Below are 23,036 nucleotides of genomic sequence, written 5' to 3' on the forward strand. Positions count from 1 at the left end.
GTCGCAACCGAGGAGATTTCGATGGAACTCTATGTCATTCGCCGTCCGAGCGCCTGGGCAAACATGGCCGAGCTGGAATTCGCCGGCGCAACGTCCGCCAGGATTGGCGACGAGCAGATGCCGGACCGCGTCCGCTGGATCCGCAGTTACGTGGTGCATGAGGCAGATGGTCGCATTGGCACTTTCTGCATCTACGAGGCGCGTGACGGTGACTCGATCCGGGATCATGCGCGCTGCGTCGGCATGCCGGGCGAGGAATTCTACAAGGTCGCGACCACAGTGGTGGTGCGCGGTGATCCCGTCCAACCGCCCATTGCAGCCGAATGACGCCTGCGAGGCGTCGCATGGCGCATCCCGGCCCAACCATTATCCGGTGCGCCATCACACTTCGATCAAGGAAACGATTATGCCGATTTCATTCATGGAGTCCTTTTCCAATCCGGCGCGAAGGCATTTTTCCATTCTGCTTTTGCGCATCCGCCGGATCGTCAATCAGTCGGTCGCAGGGATGCTCGCACGCCGCGAGCGGCAGGCCAGTCGCTTGATGCCGCGCGAGCCCGGCGACCTGCGGTCGAAGGCCGCCGGTAACCGCAGCTCTCGGCCGATCATTCGAAGCGCACTGCTCGGGCTGATGATCGCGGGTTTGTCCTCACCCGTGTTCACCAGAGCCGAGGAGCCTGCCGTTCGGGAGCATCGTGCAGGGCCAGCGCAGCAGGCGGCTTGGCCTCAGCGCAGCGGGCACGGCTGCAGACATCGTTCGGATTGGAGCATTGTTGCCGCATCCACCATCCCGGTCGTGCTCGACCGTCGGAGCTAGCTCGCAGCACATTGAAGTCATTGCACGTCATGACGCCTTTTGGCGCAACCGCGGACTTGCGGCGAAACCAGCGGCCTCGCCGTGAGCAGCACGATATTTTCAAAGGAGATACACATGAACGTTCAGACCGAAATGCCCACCGTCGACCTCGCTGCCGTCAAGGCACGCCAGCAAGCCACCTGGAGCTCGGGCGACTACGCGATCGTCGGCACCACGCTTCAAATCGTCGGCGAAACGCTCTGCGAGGCAGTCGACCTGCGCAGCAATCAAATGGTGCTCGACGTCGCCGCCGGCAACGGCAACGCGACGCTGGCCGCGGCGCGGCGTTTTGCCGACGTGGTCTCGACCGATTACGTCGGAGCGTTGCTCGAGCGCGGCCGCGAACGTGCGGCCGCGGAGCGGCTGCCGGTCACGTTCCAGGAGGCGGACGCAGAGAAGCTGCCGTTTGCGGATGCGAGCTTCGATGTCGTGCTGTCGACATTCGGTGTGATGTTCACCGCCGACCAGCAGCAAGCGGCAAACGAATTGCGCCGTGTCTGCCGCATCGGCGGCAAGATCGGCCTTGCGAGCTGGACGCCGGAAGGTTTCATCGGCCAGGTGTTCAAGGCCATCGGCAAATATGTGCCGCCGACGCCGGGCGTCAAATCTCCCGCGCTATGGGGCACCGAGGCGCATCTCGCCGCCCTGTTCGGCGCGAAGGCCACGGTTGACGCCAAACGCAGGCACTTCAATTTCCGTTACCGGTCGCGCGAGCATTTCCTCAAGATCTTCCGCACCTATTACGGTCCGGTGTTGAAAGCCTTCGGGGCGATCGATGCCGTCAAGCAGCAGCTGCTCGCCGCCGACCTGCTCGGCCTGATGGACCAGTTCAACGTCGCCAAGGATGGAACGCTGGTCATCCCCAGCGAATATCTGGAGGCCGTGATCACTAGGCGAGGCTGATCTGCCGTTCGCAATTCGTCGATTGGAGTGTGGCGCCGGCGTCCTCGCCGGTGCCACGCTCGCGCGTTGGGTCGCAGAAGCTCGTCCAGGACGCTCAGGCGAGCACGACATGGCTGTGATCGATCAATTGTGACGCTTGTCCCTGGGCGGCGGCTTCGCGGCGCGCAGCGGCGGCGCCCGCCGTTGCTGGAAGGCGGGGCGTGCCTGCACTGCGGGCCGTTGTACGCCCGGACGCGGACCTGGTGCGGCCTGCTGAATGCCGGGCCGCGCCTGGCCGGGTGCCTGCGGCGCAGGCTGCGCCGCGCCCTGTCGCGGCACGCCCGGCTGACCCGGTTGACCTGGCTGGCGCACGCCGCCCGGCATCGGTGTGCGACCGGGTTGCAGGCCGCCTTGACGTGCAGGCGATTGTTGTCCGCCGGGCTGCGTCGCGCCGCCCTGACGCGCGGGCTGTTGTCCCGCCGGCTGCTGTCCGGCTGGCGTCTGGACGCCCGGCGCGTGCGGCAGCGTCGTGCCGCCGGGCTGGCCGGGCAGCGCGTGTTGTGCGCCGCCTTGCTGCTGCGTGCCCGGCTGCTGCTGCGAGCCCTGCCGGCCAGGTGTGCCCGGTTGCGTGCCCGGTTGCCGCGGCTGGCCCGGACGGTTCGGCTGACCGGGCTGTTGCAACTGACCAGGGTGGTTTTGCTGACCCGGCTGCTGCGGAGCGTTGCGGTTCTGGCCCGGCAGGCCGTTCTGGCGCTGCGGGTTCGGCTGCACCGGCTGGCCGCGATTCGGATACGGCGCGGCCGGGTTGGCCCTGCGGAAGTCGGGATTGGCGCGGCGGAAGTCGCGCTGCTCGCTCACGACCTGACGGCCCAACGTCTGTGCGGAATGCACCGCGCGCACGAAGCCCTGGTCACGCCTCATCTGTTGCGGCGAGATCGTCAGCGGCACCGCGGCGAAGCGGGCGCCGCCGGTGCCTGGACGAATCGCAAACCCGCTCGCGCCGCGCGTCAGCACGCCGAGCGAGGCGCCGCCGCGGTCATTGACCTCGATGCGGCCGACATGCCCGTCGGCGTCGGGATAGAGTTTGATGTCGACATTGGTGCTGGTCGCGGTCGCGCCTTCCGGCACTTCGACAAGGCCGGTGGTGCCGCGGATGCCGAGCGTTGCGGTCGGCGTCGAAATCTTCATGTCGCCGGTCTTGGCGACGGCAGCGGCGACGAACGCCGCCGTGCCCTTGGCGACGTTGAACAGCGCGCTGTTCTGTTGGCCGCCGTCCTCGTAGACATAATTGCCGATCGTGATCCTGGCGTTGGCCCGCAGGTTGAAGGTGGTGCCGTCGTTGAAGGTGATGCCGAGCGAGGAGGTCGCCGATGTGGCGACGTCGTCATTGGCGAAGATATCGTCGCGGATCTGCAGCTGCGTCGTGGTGTTGTTGCGCGTGACGGTAGCGGTGCCGGTCAGTGTCGCGACGTTGCCGATCGGCTCGGGCGCGGCGGCCTGCGACGCGACGGCCGGTGCGGGGGCAGGCGCTGGCGTTGACGGTGTCGCACTCGGTGCCGGGGCGGCCGAAGGCGCCGGTGCAGGCTGCGCTTGCGCGAGCTGCATCAGGTCCGGCGCGGCATTGGCCGTTGCATGCCAACCGATCGTGACGCCGGCACCAAGCAGAAGCGCGTAAAGGAAGGCGCGGCGCATCACCATCGATTCCCGGGAGGCATTGGGGATCGGCAATTGAGCCGCGTCAGGCTGAATGCCGAATGAACGGTCCTGCCTTGTTGTCATGACGGCCCCGAACGATCAAGCACCGCACTCCCGGAAGGAAGCGCGGTGCCCGCTCGCTGTTGGGGTTTTGCTTAGCCGCGCTTGTGCGGCGTGATGTTGAGTGGCTTCGCCGGCCTGGCCGCGGGCGCATAGCTTGCAGGCTGCGCGGCGGTTGCGGGGGGCACGTAGTGGAACACCGCCTTGCAGCCGTCGCTGAGCAGCGCGCGCTGCCGGACCATGCAAGCGGTGACGCGATCGACATCGGGAATTTCCGAGCTGCACAGCCGCATCGCGTCGCCGGTGCACATCTGCTGCTGCTCGTCGGTGTAGGCGTAGGACGCGGAGGTCAACAGACCGAGCGTGAACGCGGTTGCCGTCAGAAGTTTGCCGTGACGAAGCACGGAAGCGGTGAAAGCCATGATGTCCCCCTTGTGGTGAGCGCGCCGATGCAGCGCGTCGTCGAGCCCATCATGAGGGAGGCTTGGTTTCGGTAATTCTTCGTGCGCACGGCAAAATGGTTTCGTCGCACGCTGGTTTGTTTCGTTAGCCACACGCCGACGGGTAACGTCAGCGCCTACGGTGTCGCCGCCGCCGGAGCCCCCTCGAGCGCGAGCACGGCCTCGCGCTGGGCTTCGGGCATGGCGCGGATGCGGCGCCTGGCGATGAGCCGAAGCGCGGCAAAACCGCCGAGGAACACCACGATCTTGCTCACGATGCCGAAGATCGGCATCACGACAGCCCATGTCGTGATCTCGCAGGTCAGCGCGACGAAGGCGTTCACGGCGGCGGAGGCGAACATCAGGGCTGCCCAGGCGTAGCCGACCATGACGGCGACATCGGGCACGACCTCTGCGCGATCTCGGGAAGATAGCGGTTGAGCCAGCCTCGCTTCAGCATCACGACGCCGACGATTGCGTAGATCACGCTCGGCTTGAACAGCACGAAGCGCGGGTCATTCGTGAGCAATGTCGCGGTGCCGGCGGTGACGACCAGGAACAGGCTCAGCCATTCCATGGTGTCGATCCGCCTCCGGCGTACGATCTGGATGCCGATCTGCGTCACACCGAAGGCGATGCCGATACCGACCGAGAGCGCGGTGTTGTGGGTCAGCAGGAACAGAACAAGAAAGACGAGGGTCGAGGCCAGGTCGAGGGCCAGCAGTTTTGCCGCGGTAAAAAAGTGCTTCATCGGCCGTCGAACTCCGCTTGCCAGATCACGTTGCCAGGTCATGTTGTCATGTCACGCCTTGGCGCGATCCGCGCCTGTGCCGGCACAGCTAGGCAGATTGTGGGGCCGCAAGCCTATCGATTTCTGAAATCGAGGAGTGATTTTCTCACCCCGACCGAGCGATTTCCGCGTCCGTGGTTTGCGCGGCCATCGCCCGGCGCCGAAACTCGGTCGGCGTCAGCCCGGTGTCCGCCTTGAAGGCGCGGTTGAACGGCGCCAGCGACTGGAACCCGGCATCGAGCGCAATCGTCAGCACCGGCATCTCGGCCTGGCCGGCATCGGCGAGCGCCGCCTTGGCTTCGTCGAGCCGATAGCGGTTGAGGAAGGCGTTGAAGTTGCGGTGGCCGAGCCCGTCATTGATCAGCGTCCGCAGCCGGTATTCCGGCATGCCGAGCCTGACCGCGAGCACGCCGATGGTCAGCCCCTCCTGCCGATAGGTCCGCTCGGTCGCCATCAGGTGCTTGAGGTGATTGAGCGCGGCCTGGCTGGACGGCGGCGGACCGGCATTGGCGAGCGAACGCGCGACCGGTGCGGCCTGGCCACTTCCGCCGCGGGCGCCGGCAACCGCCGGCTGGCTCTCGGGCGGATCGAACAGCATCATCCAGATCGCGATCAGCGCGAATGCGCCAAGCGCGAGCGCGGCGCTGAGGCTGATCGACCGGGTCGGAATCGCGGCGAGCCCGGCCGCCGCGGCGAACATCATCTGAAGGCCGATGCCGATCAGCAGCGCGATCAGGATCCGGCCGCGTGCCGTGGTCACGGCGGTGCGCCATCCCTTCGGAATTTGCGCGATCCCGAGCACGGCGAAGGCGATCGTCGCCAGCGCCAGGGCGCGGCCGCACGGCCCGGCGAGATCGGGCCAGATCGTCCAGCAATTGTGGCTCACGACACCAAGGCCGGCGAGCAGCGTCCACACCGCCGCGTGCCAGGGCCGCAGCGCAAACCGCTCGACGAACATCGCGCGCGCCCATAGCCAGAAAATCACCGGCGAGCCCATCGCGAAGGCGATGAACGGAGAGCTCCAGCCGAATGACGATGCGGGAAAGAACGGTGCGGTCGAAATCGCGTAGGCCGCGCCGGCCACGCCCATCGCGGCACCGAGATGCGCGGCGCGATGCACCGCCGCGTAACGCAGCAGCAGCACCGCGCAAACCACCAGGAACAGCGCGACCACCGCGCCCCGGAGACCGAGTTCAAGAGCCGTCATCGCCATTGCAAGCCGCCTGCAGGTTCGATTCAACTCGACACTGCTGCGCTTATAGCGCGTCCGGCGATCGACATGAAGCGATCGTCGGACTGGCAGAAAACCTGATGTCCGCTCGCCGTTTGCGCGGCAGCGGACATCAGATTCTTCTGGGTTGGCGTTCTAGCTGACCCGCTTCCAGGTCTGGCCGCCGCAGAACATGCCGCCGAAGGCGCAGCCCTGCACGCGCATCGCATTCGGGCCCTTCATCGCGATCGTCGAGTCGTAGTTGCGGCCGGAGTCGGGATCATGGATGCGGCCGCTCCACTTGCTGCCGTCGGGCTTCATGTTGATCAGGATGCGCTCGTTGGTCTTCTCGGAGTAGCCGCACAGATTGGCGCCGCAGGCCTCGACGCGGACGTTGCCCTTGTTCTCCTCGGTGGCCCAGACGCCGATCGGTCCGGTTGGCGCCGCCGCTGGTGCTGCGGCAACTGGAGCGGCTTGCGGCTGCGGCGCGGGCTGCGCGGCGACCGGGGCCGGTGCAGGCGTAGCGGGCGCGGCGTCAACCGGCGCGAGGGCCGTGGTCGCAACCGTTGCCGGCGGCGCAGGGGGCGGCGGAGGCGGCGGGACCGCGGCCGGCGGCGCGGCCGGCTGTGGCGCCGCGGCCTGAACCGGCGTAGCAGCGGGCGCGGCCGGCGGCGCGGGTGACGGCGAGCTCGTCGAGGCGATATCGTCATCGTCGTCGGACCTCGAGCCGAGATTCTTGCTGATGCCGCCGATCGTGCCGCTATAGCCCGGCGCCGAGATGCGGATGCAGGACAGCGCGCTGCAATTGCGCGGCGCCTCGACATGGATGCGCTGGCCGTCGATCTGGAAGGTGATGCCGGTGCCGCCGGCATGCGCTGACGTGGTGGCCATCAGCAGCGCGGCGATCGCAACGAGCTTCTTCATCTTAAGTCTCCATGGCGTTGAGCGGGGGGCATCGATAGGTCCGGACGCTACGCGCCATCGGTTCCCGCTTCTGTGATGCGCATCACGTTGCCGGGCTGAGCCGAATGGCCCGCCACGGTGACGGAGATCACTGCGCCGCGAGCAGGCCGCCCCTAGCGTCGTCGGATGTTTTGGAGGCTTCGATGAAGCGCTTGTGCCTGCTCGTCGCGCTGATGCTGATCACGCCGTTCGCCCATGCCGGTGAGGGCATCTCGTTCTCGATCGGCGGCCACCGCGTCCATCTGGATTCGACGCGCTGCCGCTCGTTGTCCTGCGTCTCGGTCTCGGGCGGCTCCAGGCGCAACGACGGCGGGGACAACAGCCGCACGCTGAAGCCGGTGCCCACGCCGGCGACGACGGCAGCGATTCCGGCCACGCCGGCCGCGAGCGCGCTGCCCACGCCTGTGCCAGCAGCACCTCCCGCGCCTCCCCCGGTCATCGTTTACAAGCCCGCTCCAGTCGTCCCCGCTGCCGCGCCGCCACCGTCAGCGCCGTCGCCGCCGCGCGTGATGACGCTCCAGCCAGCGCCGGTCGTCGCAGCTCCGCCTCCGCCGCCGGCCGCGGTGCCCGCAGCGTCTGCGCGTCCGGCGCCGCCGGTGATGCGCGTCTCGCGCGAGGCCGACGAACCGGACGACGGTCCGATCGGCGACTGGCAGACCGAAGCCAACAATTTGGTGCGCATCCGGCTCTGCGGCACGGCGCTGTGCGGCTACGCGCTCGACAGGACCACGCGCGATCTCGGTGAAGCGGTGCTGATCAACATGAAGCCGAAGACGGACGCGCGCTGGAATGGCGGCGTCTACAGCCGGGACAGCGGCAACATCCGTTACGGCACGATCGAATTGAAAGGCGCCGACAGGCTGCGGGTCTCGTCCTGCGCGCTCGGCCGCGTCTATTGCACCGGTGCCGACTGGGTCCGCGTCTCGCACGCGCGGCAGCGCGTGATCACGCAGGGGCAGCTTCGGGGCGAGCCGCGCTCCTGAGCGCAGCTGTCCAATTTGTAACCGGATGAGACGCGCGCGATGCGCGCTCCTCAGGGTGGAATAAGCTATCGCAAAAAAGCAAAGCGCCCGGCGGGGGCGGCCGCCGGGCGCTGAACTCAGGGCCTGGTCGAATGCTTTAGAACACGCCGAGAATGATGGCGCCGACGAAGGCGAACGCGATGTACGCGGCCACAATGCTCAGCTTGCTCAGCAGAGGACTCGCGAAATCCATTGGGAAGCTCCCTTGGCTCACAACGCTGCCCGCATTAACGCAAAAGCTAGCAAGAGGTTCCTGGCCGAAAAAGTCAGCCTTGCTGCCAAGCTCCGTGTTCCCGTGTGATGCCGCATTGCGATGCGTGGCTCAAACAGGCGGCGAATCAAGACGTTGAAGCATCCGCAAATAAATTCCGCGGCGTTGCGGGTTGCGGTCAGGCTGCCGGTCCCGGATACCGTCTGTCAGGTCTCAGAAAGATTGTGGTGCGTGCAAATACAATCAAAAGGTGAATGACGATGCCGGGCACAGGATGTCGAACCTCCATGCCTTCTCGATCACAACAATGCGGTGGCGATCACCTCGCTCCGCTGCGACGTGATGCGAAGCATTCGCCACAGTTGATGACACAGCGAGATCGATGCGGTCGCGCGAATTGCCCTGCCGGTTCCGCCGCATGGTTAAAGGCACTGAAATCGAACAGTCGAAGTGCGTTGAAGAGTCTTTAATCAAATTCGCAGAACCTCCGCGCCATGACGCGTGGAGTTCGTTTGTATCTCGTCGGCTCCCTTGTCCTTGTGTCGCTTGCTGGTTGCGGCCGCGGTCTGTTCCAGACCGCCGAGCGCGAACCGTGGCGGGCCGAGGCCGAGGCCGCATGCCTGAAATCAGGCGCGGTCAAGGAAGGCCCGGACCTCGTCCGCATCGATCCGATTTCCGGCCCCGGCGTCTGCGGCGCCGAGTTTCCGCTCAAGGTCGCCGCGCTCGGCGAAGCCAGTTCGGCTTACGGATTTGCCGACGACAACCTGCGTCCGCCGGCGTCGGTCGGCAACCAGCCGCGTTGGCCGATCAATCGTCAGCCGGGCCCGCCGCCCGCGCAGGCGCCGTACTCCGAACAGGCCGTCGGCCAGCCGAACTATGGCAGCCAACCGAACGGACCGGTGTCGCTGTCGGCGCCCGGCGTCCCGCCGCAGCAGGGCGAGATCGACCTGCCGCCAGACGGCTCGCCCGATGCCAGCGGCGAGCGACCTTATTATCCGGGTCTGCCCCGCAATCCGCAGCGCGAGGGCGCGGCCGCGCCTTATTCCCAGCAGCCATCCGGCGCGGCACCGCCGCCGCGGCTCGGCCCGTCCGGCGGCAATCCGGTGATGACGGTCGGCCCGGTCGCGGTGAAGCCTGCCGCAACGCTGGCGTGTCCGATCGTCTCGGCGCTGGAGCGCTGGCTCGCCGATTCCGTGCAGCCGGCGGCGCAGCGCTGGTTCGGCGCGCGCGTCGTCGAGATCAAGCAGATCTCGGCCTATTCCTGCCGCGGCATGAACGGCAATTCGCATGCGCATATTTCCGAGCACGCCTTCGGCAATGCGCTCGATATCGCGGCCTTCACGCTCGCTGATGGCCGCCGCATCTCGGTGAAGGATGGCTGGAAAGGCCTGCCGGAGGAGCAGGGCTTTCTGCGCGATGTCCAGGCCGCCGCCTGCCAGCAATTCACCACGGTGCTGGCACCGGGTTCCAACGTCTATCACTACGACCACATCCATGTGGATCTGATGCGCCGTGCCAGCCGGCGCCTGATCTGCCAGCCCGCTGCCGTCTCCGGCGAAGAGGTCGCGGCGCGTGCCGGCGGCCGTAGCCCCTATGCAGCGCGCGAACCTTATGTCACAGGATCGCTTGGCGGCAGAAAGCCGGCCCCGCGGGGTAAGGCGGGGGTCAACGAAGAAGACGAATTCGCCGACGAATAGGACGCGTCTGATACCCGTATTTTTACTGGGGATGCCGTGCAAACGGTAGCCACTATTTGCTGCATATGCTCGCTGAGCCGGGCGCACCCGGCTGATTTCTGGGGGATTGCTTTGCAAGACGTGCCGATCATTCTCGTCATCGAAGACGATCGTGATCTTCAGATGATGGTAGAGGACGCCCTGAGGGACGGCGGCTATGAGCCGGCGATCGCAGGCTCGGGCGAAGAAGCTCTGACGCTGCTGAAGGCATTCCGCACCAAATACAGCGCGCTGGTCACCGACATCCGCTTGCTCGGTCGGCTCGACGGCTGGCGTGTGGCGCGCGGCGCCCGCGAGATCGATCCGTCATTCCCTGTGCTCTACATCACCGGCGGCGGCGGCGACGAGTGGCCGACCCGAGGCGTGCCCGACAGCGTGCTGCTGAACAAGCCGTTCTCGCCCGATGAGCTGGTTGCCGCCGTGACGAAGCTGCTCAAGAACGGCGCGCCGGCCTGAGCGATCGATCGCTCCTCGCAAGATTGGCAATGCGCGTGTCGCGCGGGGCAAAACGTGGCTGTTAGGCCGGCATGAATGACTTCGCACAGTCGATCGCGGCGGCAGCTTCACTGATCGCCAGCCGCGATCCGGTCCTGCTTGGCATCGTCGCACTGTCATTGCGCATCAGCCTGTTTGCGAGCCTGCTCGCGCTTCTGATCGGAGCGCCGATCGGCGGCTGGCTTGCGATATCCCGATTTCGTGGTCGGCAGGTGGTGATCGTGCTCGCCAATGCCTGTCTCGGCCTGCCGCCGGTCGTGGTCGGCCTCGGGCTTTATCTCCTGCTGTCGCGATCGGGACCGCTGGGCTTCGCCGGCCTGTTGTTCACGCCGACGGCGATGGTCGTGGCGCAGGTCATCCTGGCCACGCCGATCGTGGTCGCGCTGGTGCATCGTCCGGTCGCGCTGCTGTGGGTGGAGTATGCCGACCTGATCCGCACCGACGGCCTGTCCCGCCTGCGCAGCCTCGCGCTGGTTTTCTCGCTGGGTCGCACCTCGCTGCTCACCGCGTTCCTCGCCGCCTTCGGCCGCGCCATCGCAGAGGTCGGCGCCATCATCATCGTGGGCGGCAACATCAGCGGCTACACGCGAACCATGACGACCGCGATCGCGCTTGAGACCAGCAAGGGCGAACTGGCGCTCGGTCTCGGCCTCGGTGTGATCCTGCTAGCGCTGAGCGTCAGCGTCAGCACGATCGCGTTTCTGCTAGTGCGCGGCGTTGGGGAAAAATAGCTGCTCGCCGCCCACCTTGTAGCCGGCGATGGCCGACTGCCCCGCCGGTGAAACCAGCCAGTCGATGAAGGCCTGTCCGTCCGCGGCTTTTACGGTCGGATGCTTCGCCGGATTGACCAGCATCACGCCATACTGATTGAACAGTCGCTTGTCGCCTTCGGTCAGCACGGCGAGCTCGCCGCGATTTTTGAACGACAGCCAGGTGCCGCGGTCGGACAGCACATAGGCATTCGACGCCGCGGCCATGTTGAGCGCCGGACCCATGCCCTGGCCGATCTCGCGATACCACTGGCCTTTCGCGGAAGCGGGATCGATGCCGGCCTCTTTCCAGAGCCGCAACTCGGCCTCATGCGTCCCGGAGTGGTCGCCGCGCGAGACGAAAGCCGACTTGGTCGCGGCGATCTTGCGCAAGGCATCCGCGACATCCCGGTCGCCGGCGATCCGCGCCGGATCGGCCTTGGGCCCGACGATGACGAAATCATTGTACATCACATCGTATCGCCTGGTCGCAAAGCCCTCGGCCAGGAATTTGTCCTCCGCGACGCGATCGTGCACGAACACGACATCGGCATCGCCGCGCCGTCCGATGTCGAGCGCCTGCCCGGTGCCGACCGCGACCACTTTCACATCGATGCCCGCGGCCTGCGAGAAGCGTGGCAGTAGGTACCCGAACAGGCCGGACTGTTCAGTGGATGTGGTCGAGGCAACGATGATGGACCGGGTCTGCGCGAAGGCAGGACCGGCGAACAGCAGCACGGCGGCGATGACGAGGTGTCGAGACAGGAGTGTCATGTGGTCAGCATGTGATGGAGGGGCAGGAGATGAAGACGCGCTGGTCACCATGCCCCAATTGATCCGGTGCCGCAAAGCGGGCCGGGTGTCGCGCCGAGCGACGGACCGTGACCTGGCGGCACTTATTCCTTCTTTACATCATGCTGCGGCATTCCTCCTCGAATTTATACGTCCTCCGGTTCATTTTCCCGGCGAGCAAGCTCGCCAGCAGAGCTCCATGGAGGCAAAGATGACCACCTATCGCGCCTATATCGTCGGACCGCACAGCCGATCCATCGGCGTGGTCAACATGGATTGCAGCGATGACGACGCGGCCGTCATATCGGCCAGCCGTCTTGTCGACCGCCATGATATCGAACTGTGGCAGATGGACCGGCCGGTAGCTAGGTTCGACGCCTGTTCGAAGCAGGTGTACCGGAAGCAGTGCGACATTGCGGCAGACCAGCGCGTAGACTCATGAGCGAGCAGCCATAGTCTCGATGCGCCGAAGCAGTCATTCAACTGAAGGTCTCAGCCGCGAGCACGCGAGCTGTTTCCGGAAGCGACGATCGCCCGTACAACAAGTGCGATGCGTTCGTTGCGCGCGCCGGGCCTGATTCGGCCTGAGCGCTCGAGTGCAGCGAACCCATGAAGGGCTGCCCAAAAAGTCTCGGTCACGTCAGCTACCTCGACGCAAAACGGCGCGACGACCGCCGCGAGTGCTTCGAAACCGGCCCGCAGTTCGGGTCTGGTGCCAGCTTCGGCGAACCGCAAATCCGTCGGCAGGACAAACATGGCGTCGTAAAGCGCGGGACGATCCAGCGCAAAGGCGAGATAGGCCAGGGCGACATTCTTGAGGGCGTTTCGTCCTGTCGATCCGCTCGCTGCTTCGCGAAGTGCGACCGTGAGTTCCTTGAAGCCCTCGACTGCAACTGCCGCAACGATCGCATCACGGTTCTTGAAATGTGAGTAGAGGACGGGCTGGCTATATTCGATCTCGTCGGCGAGACGGCGGACCGTGACGGCATCCCATCCTTCGCGCTCCGCGATTACCCGCGCTGCCGCGACAATGCGATGCTCGCGCGCAACCCGTTCCCTGCCTTTTCGCTCAGCGGTACCCAATCCTCGATCTCCCGCATATGGAAGGTTCAAACATTTCAATAGCATACCGACGCTTGAAAAGCTATCGTTGCTATATATCTAGCGATGCTAGATAATGTTCTTCGGCTAGGAATGGATCGGTGTGATGAATTGGCTTGCGCTCGGTACGGCATTGCTCGTCGCCCTCGGAATCATCGCGATCGGCATCGGCTACATCGCGAGCCCGAGGACTATGACACGCAGCTTCGGCCTGCCGCTTCCTGAAAGCGGTATCAACATCGCCTGGTGGCTTCGCCTCAAAGGGGTGCGCGACATTGTCGCGGGAGTGGTCGTGCTGGCATTCATGGCGTTCGGCACTCCGAGAGATGTCGGCATCGTCCTGCTGGTTGAAGCCATCATCCCCAGCGGGGACATGCTGCTCATACTTGCCGCGAAGGGCTCCACCAAAAGTGCCTTCGGTATTCACGGTCTCACGGCGTTGATCATGGTCCTTGACGCCGTCCCCCTGATCGTTGGCGTGGCCTGAGATGATGCATACGACTACAATCTGGCTCCTCGTTGCCGGCTTCCTTAGCGCGGGTGTGTTCAACGCGATCAGCACGTCCACGACGCAAAGCGATTTCGCCCGGTGGGGTTACCCGCGCTGGTGGGGGATTCTCACCGGTGGATTGGAGATCGTCAGCGCCGTTCTGATTGCGCTTCCCCTCAGCCGCATTGTCGGCATGGCGCTCGGGGCGGCCATCATTGCGGCCACGGCTTTCACCGTTCTGCGCCACCGTGATTTTTCTCATCTCGTGCCACTCGGCGTCTTTGTCGCCTTGATCGCTCTTGCCGCGACCTCGTCCTGAGCGCCGTCCCGGATGTCGCGCCGCGCGATCCCTGATGATAGACCTTGCGTCAGCTTCGTCATCAACAGGGATACCAGGTCATGGCTTTGGAGAAGGTCGCACTCGTCACCGCGGGCGGCAGCGGCATGGGAGCGGCGGCGGCGCGGCGGCTTGCCGCAGATGGATTTCGCGTTGCGATCCTGTCGTCGTCGGGCAAGGGCGAGGCGCTGGCCCGCGAACTCGGCGGCATCGGCTTCACCGGCTCGAACCGTTCGAACGACGATCTGAAGCGCGCCGTCGACGGCGTGATGGCGCGCTGGGGCCGCATCGATGCGCTGGTCAACAGCGCCGGCCACGGCCCGCGCGCCGGCGTGCTGGAATTGACTGACGAGCAGTGGCACACCGGCCTCGACGTCTATCTGATGAACGTGATCCGGCCGACGCGTCTGATCGCACCTCACATGCAGGCGCAGAAGTCGGGCGCGATCGTCAACATCTCCACCGCCTGGGCATTCGAGCCGAGCGCGATGTTTCCGACCTCGGCGGTGTTCCGCGCCGGGCTCGCTGCGTTCACGAAACTGTTCACCGACAGCTACGCGGCCGACAACGTCCGCATGAACAACGTGCTGCCCGGCTGGATCGACAGCCTGCCCGCAACCGACGCGCGCCGCGACAGCGTGCCGATGAAGCGCTACGGCAAGGCGGAGGAGATCGCCGCGACGATCGCGTTCCTCGTCTCCGACGGCGCGGGCTACATCACCGGCCAGAACATCCGCGTCGATGGCGGCTTGATGCGGTCGGTTTGATCAACTGGTGGACCCGTCATCCTGAGGTGCGAGCCTTGCGGCGCAATTGCGCCGCTGGGCGAGCCTCGAAGGATGCGCGGCCCGATCGGCGGCCGTGCATCCTTCGAGACGCACGCAAGCGCGTGCTCCTCAGGATGACGGGTCTACCGTCACGCGTCGGCTTTCGCCGATGTGAATGCCGTACGCGCGGCAAGACACTTGCGTCCACACGCTGCGCATCCTGCTCCAGCCTGCAAGCGTCACAATTGCGGCGACCTCAGATTGCGTTTGTCGTGATGACAAACTGAAAGGGCAGGGCTAGCCTTCCGTCAAATCAAAACATACGGGAGGAATGGCATGCCAGACGCAGCAGTTGCAGCACGCGCTTCGGACTCCACGCACAGCGGAACCACGCAGCAGGTCGACGTCGCAGTCGTCGGCGCCGGTTTCGCCGGTCTCTATCTGTTGCATCGGCTGCGCAAGGCGGGCTTCTCGGCGGTTGCGCTCGAAGAGGGCGGCGACGTTGGCGGCACCTGGTACTGGAACCGGTATCCCGGCGCGCGCTGCGACATCCAGACCATCGATTACAGCTACACGTTCGATCCCGAACTCGATCAGGCGTGGACCTGGTCGGAGAAGTACGCGACCCAGCCGGAAATCCTGCGCTATCTCGGCTTCGTCGCCGACCGCTACGATCTGCGCCGCGATATCAGGTTCGGCACCAAAGTCACGCAGGCGACCTGGGACGACGCGACCGCGCGCTGGCTGATCTCGACCAACAACGGCGCCAACGTCTCGTGCCGCTACTACATCATGGCGACCGGCTGCCTGTCGTCGCCGAAGCCGCCGGAAATCGACGGCGTCAAGGACTTCAAGGGCGAGATCTATTTCACCGGCCGCTGGCCGCACCAGGGCGTCGATCTGAAGGGCAAGCGCGTCGCCGTGATCGGCACCGGATCGTCTGGCATTCAGTCGATCCCGTTGATCGCCGAACAGGCCGCGCAACTCACCGTGTTCCAGCGCACGCCGAATTTCGCATTGCCGGCGGGCAACGGTCCGGCGCCGGAAGATCGCAAGGCCTTCTTCGAGAGCGACCGCGCCGCCTATCGCGAGCAAGCGCGCTGGTCGATGGCCGGCGTGCCGTATCCGCAGCAGACCGTGGTGAGCTGGCAACTGAGCGACGCCGAGCGCCGCGAGCGGTTCGAGAAGGCGTGGGCGGCGGGCGACCTCGTCCACATCCTGACCCAGCTCTGGGCCGACCAGGCGGTCGATGTCGACGGCAACCGGCTGGTCGGCGATCTGATCCGCGAGAAGATCGGTGCCGTGGTCAAGGATCCGGAGACGGCCGCGGCGCTCACCCCGCACGATCATCCGTTCGGCGCCAAGCGTCCCTGCCTCGATACCAATTACTACGCGACCTACAACCGTCCGAACGTGACGCTGGTCAATCTGCGGCAGGAGCCGATCAAGGCGATCACCGCCGGCGGCATCTCGACCGACAAGCGCAGCTTCGATGTCGACGTCATCGTGTTCGCCACCGGCTTCGACGCGATGACCGGCGCGATCATGGCGGTGCATCCGATCTCCGGCCGCGGCGGCAAGTCGCTGTCGGATGTCTGGGCGCACGGACCGCAGACCTATCTCGGCGTCACCGTCGCGGGCTTCCCCAATCTGTTCATGATCACCGGTCCCGGCAGCCCGTCGGTGCTGTCGAACATGGCGGTGTCGATCGAGCAGCATGTCGACTGGGTGGTCGACCGCATCGCCGCGTTGCGCGACGCCGGTTTCACTACGATGGAAGCAACCGAGACCGCGCAGGCCGGCTGGGAACGCCACATGGCCGATTGCGCGACGCTGACGCTGCACCGGCTCGCCAACACCTGGTACACGGGCGCCAACGTGCCCGGCAAGCCGCAGGGCGTGATGCCCTATACCGGCGGCGTCGGTCCGTATCGCAGCATCTGCAACGAGGTGGTCGGGCGCGGCATGCTCGGCTTCAGGCTCTCGGGTCCCCGCGTGGCCGAGCAGTGCAATGACGGCGAGGTGGTGCGTTTGCAGCCGGATGTGCGGCTGGTGCTCAACATGCTCGGCGAGATGAACCTGCCGCCGATCGAGACGATGGGCGCACAGGGCGCACGCGACTTCCTCAACGAGTTCAACAAGGGCCGTCCTGCCGGCCGCCCGGTCGGCGAGGTCGGCACCGGCATGCTGCAGGGCGCCGATGGTCCGCTGCCGTACAAGCTGTACCGGCCGGCGACGCCGGGGCCGCATCCGATCGTGGTGTATTTCCACGGCGGCGGCTGGGTGCTCGGTGACGAGCTCTCCGACGATCCGTTCTGCCGCGATCTGTGCCGGCGCACCGGGATGATCATCGTCAGCGTCGGCTATCGCCACGCGCCCGAGCATCGCTTCCCGGCCGCGGCCGAGGACGGCTATGCCGCGACGCGCTGGATCGCTGCCCACACCGCCGAGCTCGGCGGCAGGGCAGGGCCGGTGCTGGTCGCAGGCTGGAGCGCCGGCGGCAACATCGCGGCCGTGACCTGCCTGCTCGCGCGCGATCGCGGCGGGCCCGAGATCGCAGGCCAGCTCTTGATCTGCCCGGTCACCGACTCCTCGTTCGACCGGCAGTCCTATGTCGACAACGCGGCCGGCTACTTCCTGACCCGCGGGCTGATGTTCTGGTTCTGGGACCTGTACTGCTCGCCGGCGGACCGCACCGATCCGCGTGTCGCGCCGTTGCGCGGCAAGCTCGAAGGCCTGCCGCCGGCGTTCATCGCGACCGCGGAGTTCGATCCGCTGCGCGACGAGGGCAATGCCTATGGCGACGCGCTCGCGAAGGCCGGCGTCAAGGTCGAGCAGCTCAAGGCGCGGGGCCACTTCCACTCGTCGTTCGTGATGGTCGACGTCATCATCACCGGCGTCGCCGGTCGCGTGAAGATGGCGAAGGCGCTGCGACGCTTCGCCGGACTGCCCGAGGAGTTGGAGCAGGACGACGTCGCCGCGCCGCGGGTCAACGCGGCGGCGAACTAGGGAAGCGCAGATCCCCGCGGCTTGCCCGCGGGGATTTCGCACGACTCCGACCCCGGAGCTCCAATTCAATCAGAACGAGCCCTAGAGGAAGGCGAGGTGCTCGACCTTGTTCACGACGTCGTCAAGCGTCTGCTTGGTAGCCGCGGTATCGCCGCCGGCCATGAACACCTGCCAGAACTGCCGATCGACATTGTGCAGATGCAGGATGGACACGCGAACGCCGTTCTTGTTGCCGGCAACCTCTGACTGGGTATTGACGACATCGGTGAAGCCGTTCTGCTTCAGCGTGTTGGCGACGACGCCCTTGAGCTCGCCGACATTGGCGAGTGCCTCGCTGAGGCCCATGCTGCGGAAATTGAAAAACAGGAACGCCATGCGACACCTCCTTCGGTTGCGGACGAGCGCAGCGCGCGGAAGTGCGCCGAACTGGCTCTCGCTCAACCAGAGGTGTATTTCCCTATTGAATAATCGCGTTATGAACCGCTTCACAGGAACCGTGTCTGCGATCATGCGTCATTTGAACGCACGGGCGCCTCTAGCCGAGCTCGAACGTCGTGACGCCGAACACGCGATCGATCCGCAATGGCGGGATCGCGCCGGTGTACATCCGCGCGGTCTCGAACACCGGCGACAGCCCGAGGCCTTGCGCCAGCGCCACGGCATCGGGATTGACCGCGGGGACATCGAGGAAGATGGCGCCGCCGCCTGCGCTCGCGAGCAATGCGCACAGGATGGTCTCGGCGCCGGCGCGGTCGTCGGCAACCAGCGGACCGACCTTGCGGCCGGTGCGGCACGGACGGATCACGCCCCAGCCGGCCAGCCTGCCGTCGCGCATCAGCGCGCGTCCGACGTGTCCCGGCGCATTGATCCAGGCGCGCAGGAAGGCCGGGCGCGGTGCGGGAAACACCGTGGCGTCATCGGCCTCGACCAGCGCGATAGGCAGATCGGCCAGCGCGACGATGCCGGTGTTCGGCGCCGATGGTGCGATGACCGCGCCGCCGTAGCGCACATTGGCGTAAGCGAGCGCGAAGCCGGACTTTTGGTAGTTCGCCTGCTGCGCCACCACGCCATCGAGCCCGATCACGCGCGGATGCGCATGCGCGATCGCCGCATTCCAGATCTTCAGGCCATGGCCGCGGCCGCGCAGGTCCGGGCGCACGATGTAGAAGCCGAGGAAAGAGAAGTGCGCGCCGTAATTGACGCAGGAGATCACCGCGGCAGGCCGGCCGTCGCGCTCGCCGATGAAGAATCCCAGCGGATCTTCGGCGGCAAAGCAGGGCGCATCGGCGAGACCGGGATTCCATCCCTCCGCCGCAGCCCAGTCGATCGCGAGCGCGATCTCCTCGGGCCGCATCTGCCGGATGGTGAGGTCGTTCATGGAGGGCAGTCCTTGAGTTGACGCCGCAGCAGTAATGCTAGCGCGGCAATGTCTCCCCGTCATTGCGAGGAGCGCTAGCAACGAATCCATCGTTCCACGAGCGGAGAAATGGATTGCTTCGCTTCGCTCGCAATGACGGGGCAGAGGGTTGCGTATTCTACGTTACCGATCAGTCTTCGGCCGGTACGCCGCGAAGAACACGCGCGTCGCGCTGTCGACGACGGTTGCGATCCGTTCCGGCGAGGGCGACGGATTGGCCTGGAAGATGAACGCCTGGAACAGCGTCGCCTGGCACATCTGCATGAACTGCCAGGCCGCGAGCTGATAGTCGTCGATCTCGAGCTCGCCGAGCGCGGCGCGCGCCTCGAGATAGGCGGCGAAGCGGTCGACGGTGTGGGCGATCACATGGGTGTAGAACCGGCTGCCGAGCTCGGGCATCCGCTCGGCGATCGCCATCACGGTGCGGATCGCGGAGCCGCCGCCGGGGCGGCACAGCACCGCGACATAGGCACGACCGAATTCGGGGAGGGTGGTGTCGACGTCGCGTGCCGGATCGAAATTGAAGGCGACCTTGCCCTGCTCGCGCTTCTCCTCCTCGACAATCGCCGCGAACAGCCCGGCCTTGTCGGGGAAATACACGTACAGGGTGCCCTTAGAGACCCCCGCGGCGCGGGCGATCTCGCCCATGCTGGCGCCGTCGAAGCCGAGCTCCAGGAATACCTTGCGGGCGCCGTCCAGGATCTGGCGACGCTTCGAGGACTCCTCGTCGCCGACGACGAGGCGGAGGGGGTTTGGGGGCGCTGCAACCATTGATTTAGCTTCTCGCGAAGGAACTCAACCCAGAATCAGTCCGGGAAGAATCGAAGCCTTACGCTTGGCGGGAATGTAGATTGACCGAACCGTTCGGTCAATGGTATTGATGTAAGTGACTATGCGCCGCACGGCCCTTCCTAGGCCATTGCGCGCGTCAAGATTTTTGGTGGGGAGCCTCGGTTATGGCCGCAGCACGGGATCAGGCTGCACGTATTGTTCGTTCCGGGCCTGAGATGGCCGCGGACGCGATGGCGCGCGACGCGTCCGCCGATCTCGGTGAGCAGGGCCGCGCTGACGAAGCCAAATGGGTGGACGAAGCCAAGAGTCCCGGCGACAAGGGTCCCGGTGACAAGCGTCCCGCTGAGGCGCCGCCCGCTTCTGCGCCCGAACAGCCGGCGGCCTCGTCCGCCGCCGCGGCGCCGAAGTCCGGCAAGCGTAAATTCGTGATGATGGGCGTGCTCGGGCTGCTCGCGCTCGCCGCCGCGAGCTACGCCGCCTATTACCTGATGGTCGGGCGCTTCTACATCTCGACCGACGACGCCTATGTCCGCGCCAACAACACCATGCTCGGCGCGCGCGTCGCGGGCCATATCGCGGCGATCCTGCCCGGCGACAACGCGCTGGTGCGTGCAGGTGATGTGATCTTCCGGATCGATGACGGCGACTATCGTATCGCGGTCGATGCCGCGCGCACGCGGATCGCGACCCAGCAGGCGACGATCGAGCGCATCGGTCGCCAGGTCGCGGCGGCCGAAAGCTCGGTCGAGCAGGCGCAGGCGCAACTCGTCTCGGCCGAAGCCGGCCTGAAGCGCGCCGATCTCGATTTCGATCGCCAGCAGGCGCTGAGTACCAAGGGCTTTGCCTCGCGCGCCACCTTCGAAGTCTCCGAAGCTGGCCGTGATCAGGGCGCGGCCGCGGTGCGGTCGGCGCAGGCTGCCTACGAGGCCGCAAAGAGCAACGTCGATGTCACCAAGGCGCAGCAGGCCGAGGCCCGCGCCCAACTCGCCGAGTTGCAGACCCAGCTCGCCAAGGCCGAGCGCGATCTCGATTTCACCAAGGTGCGCGCGCCAGTCGACGGCACCTTCTCCAACCGCCTGGTCAACACCGGCGATTACATCAATGTCGGCCAGCGGCTCGGCAATGTGGTGCCGCTCGACGGCGTCTTCATCGACGCCAACTACAAAGAGACCCAGCTCAAGCGAATTCGTCCGGGCCAGCAGGTGACGATCAAGGTCGACGCCTACGGCTTCCGCAAGTTCACCGGCATCGTCGACAGCATCTCGCCGGCCGCGGGCTCGGTGTTCACGCTGCTGCCGCCCGACAACGCCACAGGCAACTTCACCAAGATCGTGCAGCGTCTGCCGGTCCGCATCCGGGTGCCGAACAGCGTCGCGAAGCAGGGCATGCTGCGCGCCGGCATGTCGGTCTACACCACCGTCGACACCCGAGAGGGCGCGGCCGACGCCGACGCTGATACCGACCTCGACGCGCCGATGATGGTCCATCCGCAGTGATGCCTTGAAGCTTCGGACCGCGGGTTCGAAGCGCGGAGCCTGATGAGCCCATGGCCGACGCGACCACTGCCTCTCCCTCGATGATGACCGGCGCCTCGGAGTCCGAGCGGCTCCAGCCCAAGCGGGTGGTCGCCTTCATCATCATGGTGTTCGGCATGTTCATGTCGATCCTGGACATCCAGATCGTCTCGGCCTCGCTCACCGAGATCCAGGCCGGCCTGTCGGCGTCTTCGACCGAAGTGTCGTGGGTGCAGACCGCCTATCTGATCGCCGAGGTGATCGCGATCCCGCTGTCCGGCTTCCTGTCGCGCGCGCTCGGCACCCGGCTGTTGTTTGCGATCTCGGCGTTCGGCTTCACGATGTCGAGCCTGTTGTGCGGCTTCGCCTCCTCGATCGAGCAGATGATCCTGTGGCGCGCGTTGCAGGGCTTCCTCGGCGCCGGCATGATCCCGACGGTGTTCGCCTCGGCCTACACGATCTTTCCGCGCTCCAAGTTCTACATCGTCGCGCCGATCATCGGGCTGGTCGCGACCTTGGCGCCGACCGTTGGGCCGACCGTCGGCGGCTACATCACCGATCTGATGTCATGGCACTGGCTGTTCTTCATCAACGTCGTGCCCGGAATCATCATCACCATCGGCGTGCTGGCGCTGATCGATTTCGACCAGCCGAACTTCGCGCTGCTCGATCGGTTCGACTGGTGGGGCCTGATCTTCATGGGCGGCTTCCTCGGCTCGCTGGAATATGTGCTCGAGGAAGGCCCGCAATATGAATGGCTGCAGGACCCCTCGGTGGCGATCTGCGCCGCGATCTGCTTCGTCTCGGCGATCGCCTTCTTCTGGCGGGTGCTGACCGCGGAGGAGCCGATCGTCGATCTCTATGCGTTCTCCAACCGCAACTTCGCGGTCGGCTGCGTGCTGCAGTTCTGCATCGGCATCGGGCTCTACGGCCTGACCTACGTCTATCCGCGCTATCTCGCCGAGATCCGCGGCTACAGCGCGCTGATGATCGGCGAGACCATGTTCATCTCCGGCATGACGATGTTCTTCATGGCGCCGGTGGTCGGCCGGCTGATGCAGAAGGTCGATCTGCGCTACATCATCGCCTTCGGCCTCGTCACTTTCGCGCTCGGTTCCTGGCAGATGACCTGGATCACGCGCGAGTATGATTTCTACGAGCTCTTGGTGCCGCAGATCCTGCGCGGCATCGGCATGATGTGCGCGATGGTGCCGACCAACAACATCGCGCTCGCCACGCTGCCGCAGGACCGCGTCAAGAACGCTTCCGGCCTGTTCAACCTGATGCGCAATCTCGGCGGCGCGGTCGGGCTCGCCGTGATCAACGAGGTGCTCAACGACCGCACCGATCTGCACATCTCGCGGCTGCAGGACCGCGTGACCTGGGGCAACACGACCGCGGTCGAGACCCTCAACAATTTCACCCAGCGCCTGCAGGGCATGGGCGATGCCGCCACCATGGCGATGAAGCAGCTCTCGCAGCTCGTGCATCGCCAGGCCCAGGTGATGAGCTATGGCGACGCCTTCTTCATGCTGTCGCTGTTCTATGTCGGCCTCAGCCTCCTGGTGCTGTTCGTCAACAAGCCGCCGTCGATGACCGCCGGCGGCGGCGACGCGCATTGAGCGCATCGGCTTCGCGCGCCGCGTGCGCCCGGTCGCGGGCAGAGCGTTGCATCGCCGACACATTGACGCACTCACGCGCTTGTCAT

General features: G+C 65.8%; 25 protein-coding genes. 14 read left to right on the top strand and 11 right to left on the bottom strand.

The window, feature by feature from the left end:
* The first annotated feature begins 21 nt into the window (after nucleotides 1-21).
* The 3 genes from ACVW1C_RS31730 to ACVW1C_RS31740 all read left to right on the top strand — a co-directional run bounded on the left by ACVW1C_RS31730 (nucleotide 22) and on the right by ACVW1C_RS31740 (nucleotide 1,759).
* The gene (locus tag ACVW1C_RS31730; protein WP_456761628.1) at nucleotides 22-327 is read left to right on the top strand and encodes a nickel-binding protein; all 306 of its coding nucleotides are present in this window, start codon (nucleotides 22-24) and stop codon (nucleotides 325-327) included.
* Nucleotides 293-817, top strand: coding sequence for a hypothetical protein (locus ACVW1C_RS31735; RefSeq protein ID WP_456761629.1), 525 nt, complete (start codon nucleotides 293-295; stop codon nucleotides 815-817). Before ACVW1C_RS31730 ends, ACVW1C_RS31735 begins: the two co-directional genes overlap by 35 nt.
* Before the next feature lie 114 nt (nucleotides 818-931).
* Complete coding sequence (locus ACVW1C_RS31740; protein WP_456761630.1) at nucleotides 932-1,759, top strand: class I SAM-dependent methyltransferase; 828 nt, start codon at nucleotides 932-934, stop codon at nucleotides 1,757-1,759.
* Nucleotides 1,760-1,882: 123 nt separating this feature from the next.
* Here ACVW1C_RS31740 and ACVW1C_RS31745 read toward each other — a convergent pair whose 3' ends face one another.
* From ACVW1C_RS31745 to ACVW1C_RS31770, 6 genes are all read right to left on the bottom strand, one after another.
* The gene (locus tag ACVW1C_RS31745; protein ID WP_456761631.1) at nucleotides 1,883-3,517 is read right to left on the bottom strand and encodes a FecR domain-containing protein; all 1,635 of its coding nucleotides are present in this window, start codon (nucleotides 3,515-3,517) and stop codon (nucleotides 1,883-1,885) included.
* Between the two features lie 71 nt (nucleotides 3,518-3,588).
* Nucleotides 3,589-3,915 (bottom strand): hypothetical protein, encoded by a 327-nt coding sequence (locus ACVW1C_RS31750; protein ID WP_456761632.1) that lies wholly within the window; start codon nucleotides 3,913-3,915, stop codon nucleotides 3,589-3,591.
* 155 nt (nucleotides 3,916-4,070) lie between these two features.
* Nucleotides 4,071-4,340 carry a hypothetical protein gene (locus tag ACVW1C_RS31755; RefSeq protein ID WP_456761633.1) on the bottom strand — a complete coding sequence of 90 codons (270 nt, stop codon included), beginning with the start codon at nucleotides 4,338-4,340 and terminating at the stop codon, nucleotides 4,071-4,073.
* The gene (locus tag ACVW1C_RS31760) at nucleotides 4,295-4,684 is read right to left on the bottom strand and encodes a septation protein IspZ (RefSeq protein WP_456761634.1); all 390 of its coding nucleotides are present in this window, start codon (nucleotides 4,682-4,684) and stop codon (nucleotides 4,295-4,297) included. The genes ACVW1C_RS31755 and ACVW1C_RS31760 overlap by 46 nt, the downstream gene beginning before the upstream one ends.
* Before the next feature lie 145 nt (nucleotides 4,685-4,829).
* Nucleotides 4,830-5,936 (bottom strand): helix-turn-helix domain-containing protein, encoded by a 1,107-nt coding sequence (locus tag ACVW1C_RS31765; protein WP_456761635.1) that lies wholly within the window; start codon nucleotides 5,934-5,936, stop codon nucleotides 4,830-4,832.
* A gap of 153 nt (nucleotides 5,937-6,089) precedes the next feature.
* Nucleotides 6,090-6,857, bottom strand: a complete 768-nt coding sequence (locus ACVW1C_RS31770; RefSeq protein ID WP_456761636.1) for a DUF2147 domain-containing protein — start codon at nucleotides 6,855-6,857, stop codon at nucleotides 6,090-6,092.
* A gap of 182 nt (nucleotides 6,858-7,039) precedes the next feature.
* Between ACVW1C_RS31770 and ACVW1C_RS31775 the strand changes: the two genes are divergently transcribed.
* The 4 genes from ACVW1C_RS31775 (at nucleotide 7,040) to ACVW1C_RS31790 (ending at nucleotide 11,091) form a co-directional block, all read left to right on the top strand.
* Complete coding sequence (locus ACVW1C_RS31775) at nucleotides 7,040-7,879, top strand: DUF2147 domain-containing protein (protein ID WP_456761637.1); 840 nt, start codon at nucleotides 7,040-7,042, stop codon at nucleotides 7,877-7,879.
* A gap of 744 nt (nucleotides 7,880-8,623) precedes the next feature.
* Nucleotides 8,624-9,826, top strand: a complete 1,203-nt coding sequence (locus ACVW1C_RS31780; RefSeq protein ID WP_456761638.1) for an extensin-like domain-containing protein — start codon at nucleotides 8,624-8,626, stop codon at nucleotides 9,824-9,826.
* A 111-nt stretch (nucleotides 9,827-9,937) separates the two neighbouring features.
* Nucleotides 9,938-10,321, top strand: coding sequence for a response regulator (locus ACVW1C_RS31785; RefSeq protein WP_050403215.1), 384 nt, complete (start codon nucleotides 9,938-9,940; stop codon nucleotides 10,319-10,321).
* 71 nt (nucleotides 10,322-10,392) lie between these two features.
* Nucleotides 10,393-11,091, top strand: coding sequence for an ABC transporter permease (locus ACVW1C_RS31790; RefSeq protein ID WP_456761639.1), 699 nt, complete (start codon nucleotides 10,393-10,395; stop codon nucleotides 11,089-11,091).
* On the opposite strand, the gene ACVW1C_RS31795 is transcribed toward ACVW1C_RS31790, so the two are convergent.
* Entirely contained in the window at nucleotides 11,065-11,883 is an 819-nt protein-coding gene (locus ACVW1C_RS31795) for an extracellular solute-binding protein (protein WP_456761640.1), read from the bottom strand. The two genes, ACVW1C_RS31790 and ACVW1C_RS31795, sit on opposite strands and share 27 nt — an antisense overlap.
* A gap of 229 nt (nucleotides 11,884-12,112) precedes the next feature.
* Here ACVW1C_RS31795 and ACVW1C_RS31800 point away from each other — a divergent pair, with 229 nt between their 5' ends.
* Entirely contained in the window at nucleotides 12,113-12,343 is a 231-nt protein-coding gene (locus ACVW1C_RS31800) for a hypothetical protein (protein WP_456761641.1), read from the top strand.
* A 50-nt stretch (nucleotides 12,344-12,393) separates the two neighbouring features.
* Here the strand turns inward: ACVW1C_RS31800 and ACVW1C_RS31805 are convergent, their stop codons facing one another.
* Nucleotides 12,394-12,984 carry a TetR/AcrR family transcriptional regulator gene (locus ACVW1C_RS31805; protein WP_456761642.1) on the bottom strand — a complete coding sequence of 197 codons (591 nt, stop codon included), beginning with the start codon at nucleotides 12,982-12,984 and terminating at the stop codon, nucleotides 12,394-12,396.
* A 124-nt stretch (nucleotides 12,985-13,108) separates the two neighbouring features.
* Here ACVW1C_RS31805 and ACVW1C_RS31810 point away from each other — a divergent pair, with 124 nt between their 5' ends.
* From ACVW1C_RS31810 to ACVW1C_RS31825, 4 genes are all read left to right on the top strand, one after another.
* Complete coding sequence (locus ACVW1C_RS31810; protein WP_456761643.1) at nucleotides 13,109-13,489, top strand: DUF4267 domain-containing protein; 381 nt, start codon at nucleotides 13,109-13,111, stop codon at nucleotides 13,487-13,489.
* A 1-nt stretch (nucleotide 13,490) separates the two neighbouring features.
* The gene (locus tag ACVW1C_RS31815) at nucleotides 13,491-13,811 is read left to right on the top strand and encodes a DoxX family protein (protein WP_456761644.1); all 321 of its coding nucleotides are present in this window, start codon (nucleotides 13,491-13,493) and stop codon (nucleotides 13,809-13,811) included.
* A gap of 80 nt (nucleotides 13,812-13,891) precedes the next feature.
* Nucleotides 13,892-14,596: an SDR family oxidoreductase gene (locus ACVW1C_RS31820; RefSeq protein WP_456761645.1), complete on the top strand. Its 705-nt coding sequence runs from the start codon at nucleotides 13,892-13,894 to the stop codon at nucleotides 14,594-14,596.
* Between the two features lie 336 nt (nucleotides 14,597-14,932).
* The gene (locus ACVW1C_RS31825) at nucleotides 14,933-17,605 is read left to right on the top strand and encodes a flavin-containing monooxygenase (protein ID WP_456761646.1); all 2,673 of its coding nucleotides are present in this window, start codon (nucleotides 14,933-14,935) and stop codon (nucleotides 17,603-17,605) included.
* An 81-nt stretch (nucleotides 17,606-17,686) separates the two neighbouring features.
* Here ACVW1C_RS31825 and ACVW1C_RS31830 read toward each other — a convergent pair whose 3' ends face one another.
* From ACVW1C_RS31830 to ACVW1C_RS31840, 3 genes are all read right to left on the bottom strand, one after another.
* On the bottom strand, nucleotides 17,687-17,980 hold the full coding sequence (locus ACVW1C_RS31830; protein ID WP_092115942.1) for a hypothetical protein: 294 nt from the start codon (nucleotides 17,978-17,980) through the stop codon (nucleotides 17,687-17,689).
* A gap of 160 nt (nucleotides 17,981-18,140) precedes the next feature.
* Entirely contained in the window at nucleotides 18,141-18,983 is an 843-nt protein-coding gene (locus tag ACVW1C_RS31835) for a GNAT family N-acetyltransferase (protein WP_456761647.1), read from the bottom strand.
* A 162-nt stretch (nucleotides 18,984-19,145) separates the two neighbouring features.
* Nucleotides 19,146-19,793, bottom strand: a complete 648-nt coding sequence (locus tag ACVW1C_RS31840; RefSeq protein WP_456761648.1) for a TetR/AcrR family transcriptional regulator — start codon at nucleotides 19,791-19,793, stop codon at nucleotides 19,146-19,148.
* A 185-nt stretch (nucleotides 19,794-19,978) separates the two neighbouring features.
* Here ACVW1C_RS31840 and ACVW1C_RS31845 point away from each other — a divergent pair, with 185 nt between their 5' ends.
* Both ACVW1C_RS31845 and ACVW1C_RS31850 read left to right on the top strand, forming a co-directional pair.
* Nucleotides 19,979-21,310 carry an HlyD family secretion protein gene (locus tag ACVW1C_RS31845; RefSeq protein WP_456761649.1) on the top strand — a complete coding sequence of 444 codons (1,332 nt, stop codon included), beginning with the start codon at nucleotides 19,979-19,981 and terminating at the stop codon, nucleotides 21,308-21,310.
* Between the two features lie 50 nt (nucleotides 21,311-21,360).
* Nucleotides 21,361-22,950, top strand: a complete 1,590-nt coding sequence (locus ACVW1C_RS31850; RefSeq protein WP_456761650.1) for a DHA2 family efflux MFS transporter permease subunit — start codon at nucleotides 21,361-21,363, stop codon at nucleotides 22,948-22,950.
* Nucleotides 22,951-23,036 lie beyond the last annotated feature (86 nt).

The sequence above is a fragment of the Bradyrhizobium sp. USDA 4011 genome (assembly GCF_054063415.1).

Bases quoted from the DNA above. Each gene is read 5' to 3' on its own strand.
- ACVW1C_RS31835 (WP_456761647.1), bottom strand. From the start codon at position 18,983: ATGAACGACCTCACCATCCGGCAGATGCGGCCCGAGGAGATCGCGCTC.
- ACVW1C_RS31800 (WP_456761641.1), top strand. From the start codon at position 12,113: ATGACCACCTATCGCGCCTATATCGTCGGACCGCACAGCCGATCCATC.
- ACVW1C_RS31820 (WP_456761645.1), top strand. From the start codon at position 13,892: ATGGCTTTGGAGAAGGTCGCACTCGTCACCGCGGGCGGCAGCGGCATG.
- ACVW1C_RS31825 (WP_456761646.1), top strand. From the start codon at position 14,933: ATGCCAGACGCAGCAGTTGCAGCACGCGCTTCGGACTCCACGCACAGC.
- ACVW1C_RS31765 (WP_456761635.1), bottom strand. From the start codon at position 5,936: ATGGCGATGACGGCTCTTGAACTCGGTCTCCGGGGCGCGGTGGTCGCG.
- ACVW1C_RS31795 (WP_456761640.1), bottom strand. From the start codon at position 11,883: ATGACACTCCTGTCTCGACACCTCGTCATCGCCGCCGTGCTGCTGTTC.
- ACVW1C_RS31730 (WP_456761628.1), top strand. From the start codon at position 22: ATGGAACTCTATGTCATTCGCCGTCCGAGCGCCTGGGCAAACATGGCC.
- ACVW1C_RS31780 (WP_456761638.1), top strand. From the start codon at position 8,624: ATGACGCGTGGAGTTCGTTTGTATCTCGTCGGCTCCCTTGTCCTTGTG.
- ACVW1C_RS31790 (WP_456761639.1), top strand. From the start codon at position 10,393: ATGAATGACTTCGCACAGTCGATCGCGGCGGCAGCTTCACTGATCGCC.
- ACVW1C_RS31830 (WP_092115942.1), bottom strand. From the start codon at position 17,980: ATGGCGTTCCTGTTTTTCAATTTCCGCAGCATGGGCCTCAGCGAGGCA.
- ACVW1C_RS31775 (WP_456761637.1), top strand. From the start codon at position 7,040: ATGAAGCGCTTGTGCCTGCTCGTCGCGCTGATGCTGATCACGCCGTTC.
- ACVW1C_RS31850 (WP_456761650.1), top strand. From the start codon at position 21,361: ATGGCCGACGCGACCACTGCCTCTCCCTCGATGATGACCGGCGCCTCG.
- ACVW1C_RS31815 (WP_456761644.1), top strand. From the start codon at position 13,491: ATGATGCATACGACTACAATCTGGCTCCTCGTTGCCGGCTTCCTTAGC.
- ACVW1C_RS31740 (WP_456761630.1), top strand. From the start codon at position 932: ATGAACGTTCAGACCGAAATGCCCACCGTCGACCTCGCTGCCGTCAAG.
- ACVW1C_RS31810 (WP_456761643.1), top strand. From the start codon at position 13,109: ATGAATTGGCTTGCGCTCGGTACGGCATTGCTCGTCGCCCTCGGAATC.
- ACVW1C_RS31745 (WP_456761631.1), bottom strand. From the start codon at position 3,517: ATGACAACAAGGCAGGACCGTTCATTCGGCATTCAGCCTGACGCGGCT.
- ACVW1C_RS31770 (WP_456761636.1), bottom strand. From the start codon at position 6,857: ATGAAGAAGCTCGTTGCGATCGCCGCGCTGCTGATGGCCACCACGTCA.
- ACVW1C_RS31840 (WP_456761648.1), bottom strand. From the start codon at position 19,793: ATGGTTGCAGCGCCCCCAAACCCCCTCCGCCTCGTCGTCGGCGACGAG.
- ACVW1C_RS31845 (WP_456761649.1), top strand. From the start codon at position 19,979: ATGGCCGCAGCACGGGATCAGGCTGCACGTATTGTTCGTTCCGGGCCT.
- ACVW1C_RS31760 (WP_456761634.1), bottom strand. From the start codon at position 4,684: ATGAAGCACTTTTTTACCGCGGCAAAACTGCTGGCCCTCGACCTGGCC.
- ACVW1C_RS31750 (WP_456761632.1), bottom strand. From the start codon at position 3,915: ATGGCTTTCACCGCTTCCGTGCTTCGTCACGGCAAACTTCTGACGGCA.